Raw genomic sequence first — 16,355 nt, 5'->3', positions numbered from 1 at the left:
GCCCGAAAAAGGTGCGCACTGAAAAAATGTGCATCGATTTGAGTTTCTGACGCCCGGTTTTAGTGCCATTTCAAATAGGCAGGCACGTTCAGGTATCAACCTGGGTACAACTAGTGGCCAAACAATATTATTGTAATAATATGTGTATCGACTTAGCCCCGCTATTGCTCCGATTAACGTAGATTCTCAAAAATCAATCACTTCTTGTGGATAGATGTTTCCAGTGTGGTACTCTTCTGAAACTCTTTGATGTTGAACTAATGGCCACTAGCCCATAACATGCTGCATAAATTTACAAACTAATTTGCCACTAGTGCTCACAGGGTAGTCATGACTAGTCCATCTATCATTGCCACCGGCTACCGCCGCAAAGCAGTCGAAAACCACGCTCCGAACCCGACGCGCGTGCTTGATTTCAGCAGATGCAAAGCCACCCGCAAAGGCCCGGTCTTCCTGATCGGCTCAGGCAGCTCGGCCAAAGACTTCCCGATCGGGGAGTTTTCCGAAGTCCCCATGATCACCATGAACGGTGCGTTCTCGATGTTTTCCGGAACCGGCATCAAGCCATTCTTCTATGTGTGCTCTGACCGGGACTTCCCCAATCAGCAACCCGAACTCTTTGCCGCCGCCCTGCGCGGCAGCGAAAACGTCGGTCTCTGGGAAGACCAGTTCCAGTCCGGCCTCCCAGAGCCTGCCGGACGCGCCTATGCGCTGAAGAAATCCCCCAGATCTTCGACAGTGGCAGCCCTTTGCTCAAGAGAAGAAGCACTGGTCAGAAAGCTGTCGCTGTGGAGCAGCCGAAGCCGAGACATAGGCTTCAGCAAGAACCTTGAACTGGGTTTCTTCGATGCGCGCACCGTCATGTACCTGGCACTGCAACTGTCCTATCACCTGGGTTTTGAGAAAGTGTTTCTCGTCGGTTTTGATTTGAACCAGTCTGCTGGTCGCTTCTATGAATCGCCTACCGATAAATGCTCACCCTGCGGACTGGATCAGCACTACGAATCGCGGATTCTTCCGTCTCTGGAATTGATGGCAAAGCATGTAGTCAGCGCTGATTTCGAGGTATTCAATCTGTCTGAAAACTCGCGAGTTCCACATGAAGTCATTCCCCGATTAAGTATTGATGAAACGCGTCATATCGTGCGTGCCGCACGTAACCATACTGTGCAAGACGCAGTAATCGGTCATTAAACAGTCATCTTGTTTGTGCCACCCCGCCCCGACAAACGCGTCGCCCCTTGACACGCAGTAATGCCGGGAGTCGACACCCCGACGCGCTGCTGGTGGCAGGTCACCCCGCAAACTCGCTAATCCGGCACTGCCCGCCATACCCCTGCCGTCCTACCTATGCGACAATGCGCGCCAATGTCTGGCATGAACCCCCACATTCATATCCCGGCAACGCAGTCACGGCAGACTGCTGTTGCTGTAGACGTATGCCCGTTGGATCAGCTCATGCTCAGGCGGAGCAAGCTGAACAGCTCCGGTCGGGTCTCGGACACGACACCTGCTGGCACCAGCGCTCCTCAAGTTATTGCCCAAGTTATTGATAGGTAAAGTAATTGATCTCCACAGCTAACATCACGATGCAGTTCGGCGCCAAACCCTTGTTCGAGAACGTCTCGGTCAAGTTTGGTGCCGGTAACCGTTACGGCCTGATCGGCGCGAACGGCTGCGGGAAATCCACGTTCATGAAAATCCTCGGCGGCGATCTCGAGCCTTCGGGTGGCCAGGTGATGCTGGAGCCGAACGTGCGTCTGGGCAAGCTGCGCCAGGATCAGTTCGCCTATGAAGAATTCACTGTGCTCGACACGGTGATCATGGGTCACGAGGAGCTGTGGAAGGTCAAGGCCGAGCGCGACCGCATCTACTCGCTGCCGGAAATGAGCGAAGACGACGGCATGGCCGTTGCCGAACTGGAAACCGAGTTCGCCGAAATGGACGGTTACACCGCCGAATCCCGTGCCGGTGAACTGCTGCTGGGCCTGGGTATCGGCATCGAACAGCACACCGGCCCGATGAGCGAAGTGTCGCCCGGCTGGAAACTGCGCGTTCTGCTGGCGCAGGCGCTGTTCTCCGATCCGGAAGTGCTGTTGCTCGACGAACCGACCAACCACCTGGACATCAACACCATTCGCTGGCTGGAAAACATCCTGACCCAGCGTAACAGCCTGATGATCATCATCTCCCACGACCGTCACTTCCTGAACAGCGTGTGCACGCACATGGCTGACCTGGATTACGGCGAGTTGCGCCTGTTCCCGGGCAACTACGACGAGTACATGACCGTAGCGACCCAGTCGCGCGAGCAGTTGCTGTCGGATAACGCCAAGAAGAAAGCACAGATTTCCGAACTGCAATCGTTCGTCAGCCGCTTCTCGGCCAATGCCTCGAAAGCCAAGCAGGCCACGTCCCGCGCCAAGGCGATCGACAAGATCCAGCTGGCCGAGGTCAAACCTTCGAGCCGTGTGAGCCCGTTCATCCGTTTCGAGCAAACCAAGAAGCTGCACCGTCAGGCAGTCATTGTCGATCGCATGGCCAAAGGCTTTGACGGCAAGACACTCTTCAAGGACTTCAGCTTCCAGGTCGAAGCGGGCGAACGCGTTGCGATCATCGGCCCGAACGGTATTGGCAAGACCACCCTGCTGCGCACTCTGGTCAACGAACTGACCCCGGATGCCGGTACTGTCAAGTGGACCGACGCTGCGGAACTGGGCTACTACGCTCAGGACCACGCTCACGACTTTGAAGACGACTGCAACCTGTTCGACTGGATGGGCCAGTGGACTCAGGGCGGCGAGCAAGTGGTGCGCGGCACCCTTGGCCGCATGCTGTTCTCCAACGACGAGATTCTCAAGTCGGTAAAAGTGATTTCCGGTGGTGAACAGGGCCGCATGCTGTTCGGCAAGCTGATCCTGCAAAAGCCGAACGTGCTGATAATGGATGAACCTACCAACCACCTGGACATGGAATCCATTGAAGCGCTGAACCTGGCGCTGGAGAACTACCCCGGCACGCTGATCTTCGTCAGCCACGACCGCGAGTTCGTGTCCTCGCTGGCAACCCGCATCATCGAGCTCAGCGCTAGCGGCGTGGTCGACTTCAGCGGCACCTACGATGACTACCTGCGCAGTCAGGGCGTTACGTTCTAAGCCTCGCCGGCTTGCGGTACCCAAAAAGCCCTGTCCTGCGACAGGGCTTTTTTGATTGCAGCCTATTTGTCCGGCTGGCTGAGCATTTCAATCCATAGAGCACCCTTGCCCGAGGGCGCTTCGCTGACCCGCTTGAGGGCACCGCTCGCCCCAATGGCGTAACTGCCGACCTTGTCGCTTTTCTCTCCACTGACCAGTAACCAACGTCCATTGGGTGATACGGCGATATTGCGCGGCTGTTTTTCCTCGACCGGGTAGTTTTCAACGAACGTCACGTTGCCTTTGGCCGGATCAACCTTGAACACCGACACGCTGCTGGTAGTGCGCTCACTGATGAACAGCCACTTGCCGTCCGGCGCCAGGCGTATGTCTGCGGCCCAGATGCGCGGCGTCGGGTCATCCTTGAGGTCGTTGTTGCGCGCATCGCGAGCCTGCCCGGGCGCAAGCTTCAGGCGTGCGGGAATACCGTCTGCCTGGCTCACCTGCTTCAACGCGCCGGTCTTTTCGTTGATCAAAAAGGCGGTAACCGTGCCGCTCATCTCGCCGACCACATACAGAAACCTGCCATCGGACGAGAATGCGAGGTGGCGCGGGCCGGTATTGTCGGGAACAGCCACAAAGCCTTCACCGATGGGCACGAGCTTGCCGTCCTTGGGCTCAAGCCGGTATTGCAGGACACGATCAACCCCCAGATTGCCCGCGTAGACAAAGCGATTGCTCGGGTCGGTGCGTACCGAATGCGCGTGCATGCCGGTCTTGTAGGTTTCGATACTGTCGCTGGGGCGGTGTTGCGCATCGATGGGCTGAACACTGAGCAGGTCCGCGCCGTACGAGGCACCGAACAGGAAGCGCCCGCTGCGATCGGTCGACAGGTACGCCAGACTCTCCGCCAAGGGTGCCTGGCTCAACGGCTTGAGGTGCCCGGTTGCAGGTTCTATGCTGAAACTCAGCACCTGATAAGGCTTGGAACGCAGTGCCGCGAACAGTGCCTTGCCGTCCGGCGAAATGGCCATCGGATTGACCTGGTCACCGGCCTTGGTCTGTTCGACCAGGCTGAGCGCCCCGCTCTGCTCATCCAGGCGATATTGGGAGATGAGCCCATCTGCGGGGCTGGAAATATAAGCGAAGGTAGCTGCCTGCACAGGCAGACCGAACGAACATCCAACTGCAGCGGCCAGCAACAGAACTTTTCTCATGGTGAACCTTTTTATTGTTGTGGGGTGAATCCGTGGGACGAGTCTTGTGAGGTGAGCGGTGTGACGAGTAGCGATGTAAATACCAGCGTGATCAGTCATCCTATGACCATATTCAGATAACAGCAACTGCGTGATAAACAGTCCGCATAAAAACGTTAGCCTGCTTTCATTTCCCGACAACCCGAGCCATGATGAGGCACTCCAACCGCCTGCCAGCGAAGAGTCCAATGCCTGCCGCGCAATCCGGTTCCACGACGATTACCCTGCAAATCGTCTCCATCGTCTTCTACACGTTCATCGCCTTCCTGTGCATCGGTCTGCCTATCGCGGTACTGCCCGGTTACGTCCATGATCAACTGGGTTTCAGCCCGCTGATTGCCGGTCTGGCCATCGCTTCGCAGTACCTCGCCACCCTGCTCAGCCGGCCGTTTGCCGGCCGGGCGACAGACTCGTTGGGCAGCAAGCGCTCCATCGTGTTCGGGCTGTGGGGCATCGGTATCAGCGGTGTTATGACACTGCTGGCAACTCTGCTTGAGGATTTTGCGACGCTCAGCCTGTCGATTCTGATCGTGGCACGGCTGTTTCTCGGTGTGTCTCAAGGGCTGATCGGGGTTGGTACCATCAGTTGGTGCATCGGCAAGGTCGGTGCAGAGCACACGGCCCGCTCGATCTCCTGGAACGGCATTGCCTCCTATGGCGCGATCGCCATTGGTGCACCGCTGGGGGTGGTGGTCATCGACGCGGTTGGCTTCAACAGCCTGGGTGTGGCCCTGATAGTGATGGCAGGCCTGGCGCTGGTGCTGATCCGCAACAAGCCTTCGGTACCCATCATTGCAGGCGAGCGCCTCCCCTACTGGTCGGTGTTTGGCCGTATAGCACCTTACGGGCTGGGCCTGACCTTGTCGTCAATCGGCTATGGCACGCTGACCACTTTTATTACGCTGTTTTACCTGAGCCGTGGCTGGCAAGGTGCGGCGTATTGCCTGAGCATGTTTGGCGTGTGTTTTATCCTCGCCCGCCTGCTGTTCATCGGTGCCATCAATCGGCTTGGTGGCTACAACGCCGCCATCCTGTGCATGGCCGTTGAGATCTGCGGTCTGGTCATGCTCTGGCTTGCGCCCAACACCGGTTTCGCACTGGCAGGGGCCGGCCTGACCGGTGTCGGGCTGTCGCTGGTGTACCCGGCGCTTGGCGTGGAAGCGATCAAACGCGTGCCGACGCCCAGCCGTGGCGCAGGCCTGAGTGCCTATGCCGTGTTCTTCGACCTGGCCCTGGCCATCGCAGGCCCGGTGATGGGCGCGATTGCCCTGGGGCAAGGTTATGACTGGATCTTTTTCTATGCGGCAGTGCTGTCGGTATGCGCGCTAGGCCTGACGCTCTGGTTGTCACGCCGGGCCAGTCAGCAGGCGCAAAGCGTTTGAACAGCAGGTTTTCGGTATAAGCTTTTCGCTTATTGTTCCAATAGTTAGTAGCTGAAGCTGAAATAAAGCCGCCGGTCGGTCAAGTTCTTGACGGCGCTCCTGTTGGGCTCTTGACTTGATGCTGCAAGCCTCTAAACAGGCTCATGAAGCAGCCGTCGCCCGCGTGAATGCGACGTCACCTGCGCGGCAGTCTGGCGCTTTACCCCCTTTTCAACGGCCTCTCTGTCCGCCTGACCGGGAGAGCCGTCATCAGAATTCGCCGCCATTCTCTGAGTCATACTCGCAAGGCCCTGCCAGTGTTCATTCTGGCAATCTTCCCGCACCCGGCCGAAGGCGCCTGCAACCTGGCGCCCACGCCCGGCAACGCCGTTCAAGTCTGCGACAGTGGCAACAACGGCCCGTTTACCGACGTGAGCACGACCCGTCACACGCTGGTATTTCCAGCGGGCGGCACGGGCACCGTCATTGGCACCATTACCTACGGGGCGGAAGCGGACAGCATCGACATGGGTTCGGGCCGGATACTGGGCAACGTCAATCAGGGGGCGGGCAGCGATACATTCATCCTTTCAAGCGGTGAGATCACCGGCGAGATCAGCCAGGGCGCTAACCCCGATGATTTTGTCATGCGTGGCGGCACGCTCGGTTCGCTTGCTCAGGGTGACGGGCTGGACACCTTTCTGATGACCGGAGGTACAATCCTCCGCGCCTTCGAGGACGGCGACCGGGCAGTTATGACCGGCGGCAGCATCGGCCGGGTTGACATGAAACTGGACAATAACGTCTTCGAGCTTTCTGGCGGCAGCATTATCAACAATCTGGTCGCCGGGTTTGGCCGGGACACGATTACAGTGTCGGGCGGCAGCATTGGTGGCGCCATCAGCGTCAGTGGCGGTGACGACCGGATAACCGTCAGTGGCGGCGAAGTTCGTGGAGAAATACGCGCAAGCTTCGGTAACGACAGCTTTGAGTGGCTCAACGGCGGCTACGTACGCAGTAGCGTGTTGATGGCCGATGGCAACGACATCGCGCAGTTGTACAACCTCAGCGAGTACCTGACGAGCAGCAACCCCCTGCTCGATGGCGGCCCTGGCGATGACGTACTGACGTTCGGCAACAGCGTGGTGTCTCGGCCAGAGCACTACACCCAGTGGGAAACCGTCAACCTGTTCAATGCATCGCAGTTGAACATGGCCGGGGCGTTGACCCTCGGCGACAGCGTCAGCACTACCGGCATCCTGAATATCGACGCCAGTAGCACCCTGCGTTCAACCTCCGGCAGCGTTGTCGCGTTCAACACCTCGTCGCGTGCGACCCTCGACAACGCCGGGACGCTGGACCTGACCGGCAATGGTAGTTCGGTGACCGATACCCTTACCGTCAACGGCAACTACTACGGCCGGGCAGGACGACTGCTGCTGCAATCGACACTGGGAGACGAAACCTCGCCCAGCGATAAACTGGTAGTGTCACAGGGCACCATCGGCGGCACGACCAGCATGCGGGTCAGCAATGTCGATGGTCTGGGGGCGCTTACTCAGGGCAACGGCATCGAGGTGGTACAGGCCACCCAAGGCGCTACCAGCGAGGTGACTGCATTTTCGTTGCAGAACTCGTTGTCCGCAGGCGCCTATGACTATTACCTGTTCAAGGGTGGCGCTACGGCTGGCAGCGAAAACAGCTGGTTTCTGCGCTCGACGGTGATTGCACCACCATTGCCCGAAACGCCGCCCCCAAGTGAACCTGTTCCTGTTCCTGTTCCTGTTCCTGTTCCTGTGCCTGAGCCCATACCAACACCGCTGCCGGAACCTGCGCCCGAACCGGCACCATCGCCCTCGACTCCACCGGAGCCAACCGAACCCACCGTGCCCCCGGCCCAACCTCCTCCAACTGACCCCATACCTTCGCCTGCACAACTTCCGGCAACCACTCTTCCCGTAGCGGCAATCGGCACACCATCGCTGCCGGAGCCGATTCGCGGCGCGGCCCCTGTGCCGCTGTACCGACCGGAAGTTGCCAATTACGCGATTGTACCGCCCGCCGCCGCGACGCTGGCGCTGACCTCGCTGGGTACCTTCCATGAGCGTCAGGGCGATCAGAGCCTGCTGGCACAATCCGGGGCAGCGCCGGCTGGCTGGGCGCGAGTGTTCGGCAGTGACTTCAAACAACAATGGTCAGGCACGGTGAGCCCCGGCCTGGACGCATCGCTCAAGGGCTATCAGATTGGCCATGACGTGTATGCCTGGTCACTTGATGGACAGCAGATCCTGCGCATAGGGCTGTTCGTCGCCCAAAACCGTCTGGACGGCAAGGTGCAGGGCTTTGCTGGCGGATTCCATGCGCGGCACACCGGGCGGATCAAACTGCATGGCGACAGCGTCGGGGCCTACTGGACGCTCTCCTCGCCCACCGCAAGCTACGTCGATGCGCTGGTGATGAGCACGCGCCTGGATGGCTATAGCCGCTCCGACCGGGGCCTGCGCATCGACACGCAAGGCCATGCGCTAAGCCTTTCTGTGGAAGCCGGTCACCCGTTTGTGCTAACGCCGCGATGGGTCGCCGAACCGCAGGTACAAATCATTCATCAGCGCATTGACCTTGACGATCAGCACGACGGTATTTCACACGTGGGTTTTGACAGCCAGCCCTACAACACCGGGCGACTGGGCATACGATTCAAGGGCCGCTACGCATTGGCAGGCATGCCCATCGAGCCCTACCTCCGGGCTAACCTATGGCGCAATGCAGGCGGGCATGACACGGTGACATTCGATCACACAGAACGCATCAAGACAGCCCATCGATCAACGACGGGCAGCCTGGGCGCAGGGATGGTTATCAAAGTCGCCAGCGACACCAGCGTGTACTGGGGCGCTGACTACAACCGTGATCTGAATAGCCACGATTCAAGCGGAGCAAATGCCAGCCTGGGCGTCAGGCTGGCGTGGTGACGCGGTTGTCACTGTTGAACGTGATGATGCATTGGCTTTATCAGCCTTTTTTGGGCTTGAAAATCAGCACGGCCAATGGTGGCAGATTCAGTGTCAGAGAAGCCGACATGCCATGAACCGGCTCGTCTTCGCTGATTACTTCCCCACCGTTACCGATGTTGGAGCCGGCATAGGTTTCTGCATCGCTGTTCAGCAGTTCTGTCCACGCGCCCTGCAACGGCACCCCAACGCGATAGCCTTCACGCGGCACGGGCGTCATGTTGGCGACCACCAGCAGCGGTTCGCCATCATTGCTCCAGCGCAAATAGGCAAACACACTGTTGGACTTGTCGTCGCCGATCAACCACTGGAAACCGGTCGGGTCGGCATCGCGCTGGTGCAGGGCCTTCTCTTCGCGGTAAATGCGGTTCAAGTCACCGACCAGCTTCTTGACACCCACGTGCTCGGCGTATTGCATCAGGTACCAGTCCAGTTGCTCGTCATGGTTCCACTCACGCCACTGGCCGAATTCGCAGCCCATGAACAACAGCTTCTTGCCCGGATGCGTCCACATGAACGCCAGATAGGCGCGCAGGTTGGCAAATTTCTGCCAGCGATCACCCGGCATCTTGTCGATCAGCGAATGCTTGCCGTGCACCACTTCATCGTGGGAAATCGGCAGCACAAAGCGCTCGGACCACGCGTATACCAGGCTGAAACTCAGTTTGCCGTGATGATGCTCGCGGTTGATCGGGTCTTCTTCCATGTATTGAAGCGAATCATGCATCCAGCCCATGTTCCACTTGTAGTTGAAGCCCAAACCACCTTTTTGCGTCGATTCGCTGACGCCCGGCCAGGCCGTCGATTCTTCAGCGATGACCATAGTGCCAGGCGCTTCCAGCGCAACGACGTCGTTGAGGTGACGCAGGAAGTCGATGGCCTCCAGGTTCTCGCGGCCGCCGAAGCGATTGGGCACCCACTCGCCCGCCTTGCGCGAGTAGTCGCGATACAGCATCGACGCCACCGCATCCACACGCAGGCCGTCGATGTGGTAATGCTTGAGCCAGTGCAGCGCCGAGGCCAGCATGAAGCCATGCACTTCGGTCCGCCCCAGGTTGTAGATCAGCGTGTCCCAATCCTGATGAAAGCCTTCCTTGGGGTCAGCGTATTCGTACAGCGCAGTGCCGTCGAATTGTGCCAGCCCGTGGGTATCGGTCGGGAAATGCGCAGGCACCCAGTCGAGGATGACGCCGATTTCTGCCTGGTGACAGGCGTCCACGAAAGCGGCGAAATCTTCAGGCGAACCGTAGCGGGCGGTCGGCGCGAACTGGGCGAGCAATTGATAGCCCCATGAACCACCGAACGGGTGCTCCATGATCGGCATCAGCTCGATGTGCGTGAAACCCAGCTCTTTGACGTACGGGATCAAGCGGTCAGCCAACTCACGCCAGTTGTACTGACGCCATTGGCCTTCATCGTTCTGTTCCATCTGCCACGAACCGGCATGCAGCTCATAAATCGACAATGGCGCAGCAACGTCGTGACGCCCGGCCCGGGATTGCAGCCAGTCCTGGTCATGCCACTCGAACTTCAGTGGCGCAGAAATCTTCGACGCCGTATCGGGCGGCAGCGTAGTGGCCAGGGCCATCGGGTCGCTCTTGAGCGGCAGAATCCCGTGAGCACCCAGAATCTCGTATTTGTAGACCTCGCCCGGTTGCAGACGCGGAACAAAGATCTCCCACACGCCGGTCGGGTGACGCAGACGCATCGGGTGGCGACGGCCATCCCAGCCATTGAAGCTGCCGACCACGGAAACCCGGCGGGCGTTCGGTGCCCAGACAGCGAAGCGCACACCCTCGACACCGTCAACGCTGGTCACTTGCGCGCCCAGGCAACTGCTCAGATCGCGGTGATTGCCTTCGGCAAACAGGTAAAGGTCCATTTCGCCCAGCAGCGGACCATAGCTGTAGGGGTCTTCGGTGATCTGCTCGCCGCCCGCCCAGTTGATTTTCAACAGATACGGCTGTGGCTGCTCAAGATGACCGACGAAAAAACCCGGCACGTCGCTCATGTGCAGTTCGGCCAGTTCGCGGCCGTCATCTCTGGCCAGCAGGCGTACGCTCAGCGCTGCGGGCAGATAGGCACGAACATATTGCCCGCCTTTGCCGTCGTCATGCGGGCCAAGAATCGAAAACGGGTCACGGTGTTCTGCACGAATCAGCGCATCAAGGTCCACAGCAGCGGGAACCGCACGGCGATCCGTGCCGGTTTTGTCAGGCGCATTCATATCGGTTCTCCATCAGACGGTTGCAGCAACCCACGCAAGCCTTGCAAAGGAACGGCCAACCAGGCTGGACGATTCTCGGCTTCGTAGATCACTTCATAAGCGGCTTTTTCCAGGGTGAACAGCTCCAGTGCGGAGTCCTCCCCTTTTGCATCTTTCCAGGCGTGCGCGATGCCGGAGGTTGCCAAGCGATATCCTTCGATAAACGCTTCGCGGGCCTGCGCTAGGTACGTCTCGGCGACCTGTTTGCGTGCGGCTGCGGCTTGCGGCGAGGTATCGACGCTTTGCGCACTGCGCACGGCCATCGCGGCAGCGTAGTCGAATGAACGCAGTACGCCACTGACGTCCTTGAACGGGCTGTGCTTAGCGCGGCGTTCTTCAAGCGCACGGGCGGGCTCGCCTTCAAAGTCGATCAGGTAGGCATCCCCCTTCACGACCAGCACCTGGCCCAAGTGCAGGTCACCGTGCACCCGAATGCGCAGGCCACCGGCCGAGCGTTTGGCAAGGCCTTCGACACGCTGGCGAATCTGCTTGCGGTGCGCAAGCAGGTCGCTGACCAACTGCTGATCATCCTTGTCCAGATCGCCCTTGCGCTGCTCAAGTAACTGCAGGGCGCGCTCAAGCTGTGCGTTGACGCTGGTGGCGGACGCCTTGCTGTCCTGAGCGCTGGTAATTTCGACCGCAAAATCTGCGTTATCAGTCGGCGACGCTAGAATCTGGTGCATTTCACCCAGTCGCTGACCCAGGCTGCGCGAAAAGTCCGCCAGTTCAAGCAAGGCGTTGTAATGCTGTTCCTGACCGGACACGCCATGCGCCAACTCGTCGCGCACCGCACGTTCCAGGTTGTTCTGCGTCCATTCCCACGCATCGCCCTGATTGCTCAGGTAGCCTTGAGCGATCATCAACAGATTCGGCTGACCGTCGTTGCCGACGCGCACCAGTGAACCCAGCAATGGCGAGATATTCTTGAAGCCGGCATGGGTCAGGAATGCCCCCATTTCCAGCTCAGGGTGCGTGCCGGCGCTGACTTTGCGAATCAGCTTGAGCACCAGGCTGCTGCCGACCACCACCGAACTGTTGGACTGCTCGGCAGACAGATAACGAACCTCGGACTCATGGGTCAGGCCCAGCGGCGCAAGCTGCGAACTTTGCTCGAAACGCAATTGGCCGTCGGCACACGGGATGACCGTGTCCGATTGCATACCCTGAATTACTGCACGAATAAAGGTTTCCAGGGTGAAGGCATCGGTGATCAGCCCTACATCGCGGCTGCGACGCACGCGGGCCAGTGCCAGTTGTTGCGGCAATGCGCTGCTGATGTCGTCTTCGCCCAGCAGGCCGAACGGCAGTTGATAGCGATCAGTCTGCCCGCCAGCGGTCACTTCTATTTCACTGAGCAGCACCGGGTGCGCCTCGTCACCAAAACGCACTGCATAGGCGATGTTGACCTTCTCGATGGCCTTGTCCTTTCCCGCAAACCAGCGGCGCTTGGGCAGATAGACCGTCAGCGAGGTGTCTTCCATGGTGCTGCGCAGCGGCTCTTCGAGCAGCTCTTCAAGACGCTTCTTGAGCACCAGGGTCGGAAAGTCCGGCATGCTTTGCGCCGGTTCAACGTGCCAGCTGGGCATTTGATTCTCCGTAGCCAATAGAAACCAGTAAAAGCCGTACGGCGGCAGTGTCAGCAGGTAATTCAACTGGCCAATAGGCGGAAAGGCGCTGCCGCCAAGCATTTCCACCGGGACCGTGCCGGCGTAGCCCGACAGATCCAGCTCTGCCGCCTGCGCCGCACTGGACACGTTGGCCACACACAGCACCACTTCACTGTGACCGTCTGGCGCAGTGTACTCACGGGTGTAGGCCAGAATGCGTCGGTTGGACGGCGAAAGCATTTTCAGTGTGCCGCGGCCGAACGCCTTCTGCTGCTTGCGCACGGCAAGCATGCGGCGGTTCCAGTTGAGCAGCGAATGCGGGTCACGCTCCTGGCTTTCGACGTTGACCGACTGGAAACCATACATCGGGTCCATGATCGGTGGCAGCACCAGGCTGGCCGGATCGGCACGCGAGAAACCGCCATTGCGGTCAATCGACCACTGCATCGGCGTACGCACACCGTCTCGGTCGCCCAGATAAATGTTGTCGCCCATGCCGATTTCGTCACCGTAATACAACGTCGGTGTACCGGGCATCGACAGCAACATGCTGTTCAGCAGTTCGACGCGGCGACGGTCACGCTCGACCAGTGGCGCAAGACGCCGACGGATGCCGAGGTTGATCCGCGCACGCCGGTCGGCCGCGTAGTAATTCCACAGGTAATCACGCTCACGATCCGTGACCATTTCCAGGGTCAGTTCATCGTGGTTGCGCAGGAAAATCGCCCACTGGCAGTTTTCCGGAATTTCCGGCGTCTGGCGCAAAATGTCGGTGATCGGAAAGCGGTCTTCCTGCGCCAGCGCCATGTACATGCGCGGCATCAGCGGAAAGTGAAACGCCATGTGACATTCGTCACCGTCCGGCCCCTTGCTGTCACCAAAATACAGCTGCGTGTCTTCCGGCCATTGATTGGCCTCGGCGAGCAGCATGCGGTCCGGGTAATTGGCATCGATCTCGGCGCGGATACGCTTGAGCACCTGATGGGTTTCCGGCAGGTTCTCGTTGTTGGTGCCATCGCGTTCGATCAGGTACGGAATAGCATCCAGGCGCAACCCATCGATACCCAGATCCAGCCAGAACCGCATGACTTCCAGCACCGCATCCAGCACGTGCGGGTTGTCGAAGTTCAGATCCGGCTGGTGCGAGTAGAACCGGTGCCAGAAATACTGGCCGGCGACCGGGTCCCAAGTCCAGTTGGATGTCTCGGTGTCGAGAAAGATAATGCGCGTGCCGTCGTACTTCTGGTCGGTGTCCGACCACACGTAGAAATCACGGGCCTTGGAGCCAGGCTTGGCGTTGCGCGCCTTCTGAAACCAAGGATGCTGGTCGGACGTGTGATTGATGACCAGTTCGCTGATCACCCGCAGGCCGCGCTTGTGCGCCTGGGCGATGAAGCGCTTGGCGTCGGCCATGGTGCCGTAATCGCTATGGACGTCGCGGTACTCGGAAATGTCGTAGCCGTCGTCCCGGCGCGGAGACGGGTAAAACGGCAACAGCCAGATCGTGTTGACCCCCAGCGCGGCAATATAGTCGAGCTTTTCGATCAGGCCGGCGAAGTCGCCGATGCCATCATTGTTGGCGTCGAAAAACGACTTCACATGAACCTGATAGATCACCGCATCCTTGTACCAGAGCGGGTCTTTGATGAATGTCGCGGCATCGGGCTTCTTAGCCATTGCTGACTCCTTGGGAGTATTAGTGCGCGGCCTGGATACGCCAGATTCCAAAAGGTTGCGACGGGTCGAGACGGGTGTGCTGATACTTGCCGTACCAGGTCCAGCGGTGCCCGGTCATCAGGTCTTCGCCAGACGTCGCGGCGTCATCCGCAAGGCCCATTTCCCACAGTGGCAGCTCGAAATCCGCTTCCTGTGCGTTGAATGGGTCCAGGTTGATGGCCACCAGAATGAAGTTGCTGCCATCCGCCGAGCGCTTGCCGAAGTACAGAATATTGTCGTTCCAAGCGGAGTACAGCTTCAGCCCCAAATGCGTCTGCAGCGCAGGGTTCTGCCTGCGAATGCGATTGAGCTGGGCGATCTCGGCAATGATATTGCCGGGGGCCGCATAGTCCCGGACACGAACCTCGTACTTCTCTGAATCCAGGTACTCTTCCTTGCCCGGAATCGGTGCCGCTTCGCACAATTCAAAGCCGGAATACATGCCCCATAGCCCGGAGCCCATGGTTGCCAGTGCCGCGCGGATCAGAAAGCCCGGGCGACCCGACTCATGCAGGAAGCGCGGATTGATGTCCGGTGTGTTGACGAAGAAATTCGGGCGGTAGCAATCGCGCCACGGCACTTCGTTCAGCTCGGTGAAATACTCCGACAGCTCGGCCTTGCTGTTGCGCCAGGTGAAATAGGTGTAGCTCTGGGTGTAACCGACCTTGCCCAAGCGCGCCATCATCGCCGGTTTGGTGAACGCTTCCGCCAGGAACATCACTTCAGGGTGCTGACTGCGCACCTCACCGATCATCCACTGCCAGAACGGCAACGGTTTGGTGTGCGGGTTGTCGACACGGAAGATTTTAACGCCCTCCTTGACCCAGCCGAGCACGATGTCACGCAGCTCCAGCCACAGGCCCGGAATCGCATCGGGCGCGTAGAAATCAACGTTGACGATGTCCTGGTACTTTTTCGGCGGGTTTTCCGCATAACGAATCGTGCCGTCCGGACGCCATGAGAACCAGCCCGGATGCTGCTTGAGCCACGGGTGGTCCTGCGAACACTGAATGGCGAAATCCAGGGCGATTTCCAGGCCGTGTTCAGCCGCGGCCTTCACCAGGTTTCGGAAGTCTTCGCGGCTGCCCAGTTGCGGATGAATAGCCTCATGGCCGCCATCTTCGCTGCCGATGGCATACGGGCTGCCCGGATCATCCGGCCCGGCGGTCAGGGAATTGTTCGGCCCCTTGCGATGTGCTCGACCGATGGGGTGAATCGGCGGGAAATACAAGACGTCGAAGCCCATGTCGCGAATCATCGGCAAGCGCGAGTGCACGTCATTGAAGGTGCCGTGACGGGCCTTGTCATCCGTGATCGAGCGCGGAAACAGCTCGTACCAGCTGGCGAATTGCGCCAGCTCACGCTCGACATCCAGCGGGAACTCCACACTGCGGCTCAAGAAGGCCTGGTTATCGGCCTGCTTCATCAGATTGGCTGTGTCGCTGTGCAAGAGCAGCGCAACTTTCTCGTCGTTGTCGCCCTTGGCAAGCTGAGCTGCCAGACCTTCAAGCTGTTTACGCTGGTCACCCTGGCTGCGCTCTGCGGCATGCACCAGATGAATGCGCCCTTCTTCCAGCTCCAGATCGATTGGCACACCCGCACCGAACTTCTTTTCCAGCTCATAACGGTAGCTGCCGAACTGGTCAATCCAGGCTTCCAGGCGAAATACGTAACGGCTTACAGCTGTCGGGGTGAATTCACCGATCCAGCTGTCATTGCCCAGCTCGTGCATCGGCGCGCTGTGCCAGTTTTCTTCGTCGGCAGCGCGCCAGCGAATGTTCACCGCCATCTTGTCATGCCCATCGGCGTAGACCTTGCTGGTCACGGTGACCGGTTGCCCGATGATCGCCTTGGCCGCAAACAACCCACCGTCAATCACCGGCAACGTGTCTTCGATCACGATGCGGGGCAATTGCAGCGCCTGGGTGAGTGACAAGGGTTGGGTTGGGTGCGGTACATCGGTGGCCAGGGAATCCGGACCGTATGGCTGTTCATTCATCGAGC

8 protein-coding genes are annotated in these 16,355 nt (G+C 59.2%); 4 read left to right on the top strand and 4 right to left on the bottom strand.

Annotated elements, in window-relative coordinates; genetic code table 11:
• Positions 1–330: 330 nt before the first annotated feature.
• Complete coding sequence (locus PSPTO_RS14300; protein ID WP_011104183.1) at positions 331–1,194, top strand: LPS biosynthesis protein; 864 nt, start codon at positions 331–333, stop codon at positions 1,192–1,194.
• Positions 1,195–1,565: 371 nt separating this feature from the next.
• Complete coding sequence (locus PSPTO_RS14295; protein ID WP_024666072.1) at positions 1,566–3,155, top strand: ABC-F family ATPase; 1,590 nt, start codon at positions 1,566–1,568, stop codon at positions 3,153–3,155.
• Between the two features lie 62 nt (positions 3,156–3,217).
• Here PSPTO_RS14295 and PSPTO_RS14290 read toward each other — a convergent pair whose 3' ends face one another.
• On the bottom strand, positions 3,218–4,351 hold the full coding sequence (locus tag PSPTO_RS14290; RefSeq protein WP_007243977.1) for a lactonase family protein: 1,134 nt from the start codon (positions 4,349–4,351) through the stop codon (positions 3,218–3,220).
• Positions 4,352–4,578: 227 nt separating this feature from the next.
• Between PSPTO_RS14290 and PSPTO_RS14285 the strand changes: the two genes are divergently transcribed.
• Both PSPTO_RS14285 and PSPTO_RS14280 read left to right on the top strand, forming a co-directional pair.
• Positions 4,579–5,772: an MFS transporter gene (locus tag PSPTO_RS14285; protein ID WP_024666071.1), complete on the top strand. Its 1,194-nt coding sequence runs from the start codon at positions 4,579–4,581 to the stop codon at positions 5,770–5,772.
• A gap of 296 nt (positions 5,773–6,068) precedes the next feature.
• Positions 6,069–8,723, top strand: coding sequence for an autotransporter outer membrane beta-barrel domain-containing protein (locus PSPTO_RS14280; RefSeq protein ID WP_057443127.1), 2,655 nt, complete (start codon positions 6,069–6,071; stop codon positions 8,721–8,723).
• Between the two features lie 40 nt (positions 8,724–8,763).
• On the opposite strand, the gene glgB is transcribed toward PSPTO_RS14280, so the two are convergent.
• From glgB to PSPTO_RS14265, 3 genes are read right to left on the bottom strand one after another with little or no spacing between them, the layout of a single operon-like run.
• Positions 8,764–10,989, bottom strand: a complete 2,226-nt coding sequence (gene glgB / locus PSPTO_RS14275) for a 1,4-alpha-glucan branching protein GlgB (RefSeq protein WP_011104179.1) — start codon at positions 10,987–10,989, stop codon at positions 8,764–8,766.
• Positions 10,986–14,312 (bottom strand): maltose alpha-D-glucosyltransferase, encoded by a 3,327-nt coding sequence (gene treS, locus PSPTO_RS14270; protein ID WP_011104178.1) that lies wholly within the window; start codon positions 14,310–14,312, stop codon positions 10,986–10,988. Before treS ends, glgB begins: the two co-directional genes overlap by 4 nt.
• Positions 14,313–14,331: 19 nt before the next feature.
• The gene (locus tag PSPTO_RS14265) at positions 14,332–16,350 is read right to left on the bottom strand and encodes an alpha-1,4-glucan--maltose-1-phosphate maltosyltransferase (RefSeq protein ID WP_007243982.1); all 2,019 of its coding nucleotides are present in this window, start codon (positions 16,348–16,350) and stop codon (positions 14,332–14,334) included.
• Between the last annotated feature and the right edge of the window lie 5 nt (positions 16,351–16,355).

The sequence above is a fragment of the Pseudomonas syringae pv. tomato str. DC3000 genome, from assembly GCF_000007805.1.
Lineage (GTDB): Bacteria > Pseudomonadota > Gammaproteobacteria > Pseudomonadales > Pseudomonadaceae > Aquipseudomonas > Aquipseudomonas avellanae.
This window is presented reverse-complemented; position numbering and strand designations above follow the sequence as displayed.

Coding starts and splice junctions, on each gene's coding strand:
- PSPTO_RS14285 (WP_024666071.1), top strand. CDS start 4,579: ATGCCTGCCGCGCAATCCGGTTCCACGACGATTACCCTGCAAATCGTC.
- treS (WP_011104178.1), bottom strand. CDS start 14,312: ATGGCTAAGAAGCCCGATGCCGCGACATTCATCAAAGACCCGCTCTGG.
- PSPTO_RS14290 (WP_007243977.1), bottom strand. CDS start 4,351: ATGAGAAAAGTTCTGTTGCTGGCCGCTGCAGTTGGATGTTCGTTCGGT.
- glgB (WP_011104179.1), bottom strand. CDS start 10,989: ATGAATGCGCCTGACAAAACCGGCACGGATCGCCGTGCGGTTCCCGCT.
- PSPTO_RS14265 (WP_007243982.1), bottom strand. CDS start 16,350: ATGAATGAACAGCCATACGGTCCGGATTCCCTGGCCACCGATGTACCG.
- PSPTO_RS14300 (WP_011104183.1), top strand. CDS start 331: ATGACTAGTCCATCTATCATTGCCACCGGCTACCGCCGCAAAGCAGTC.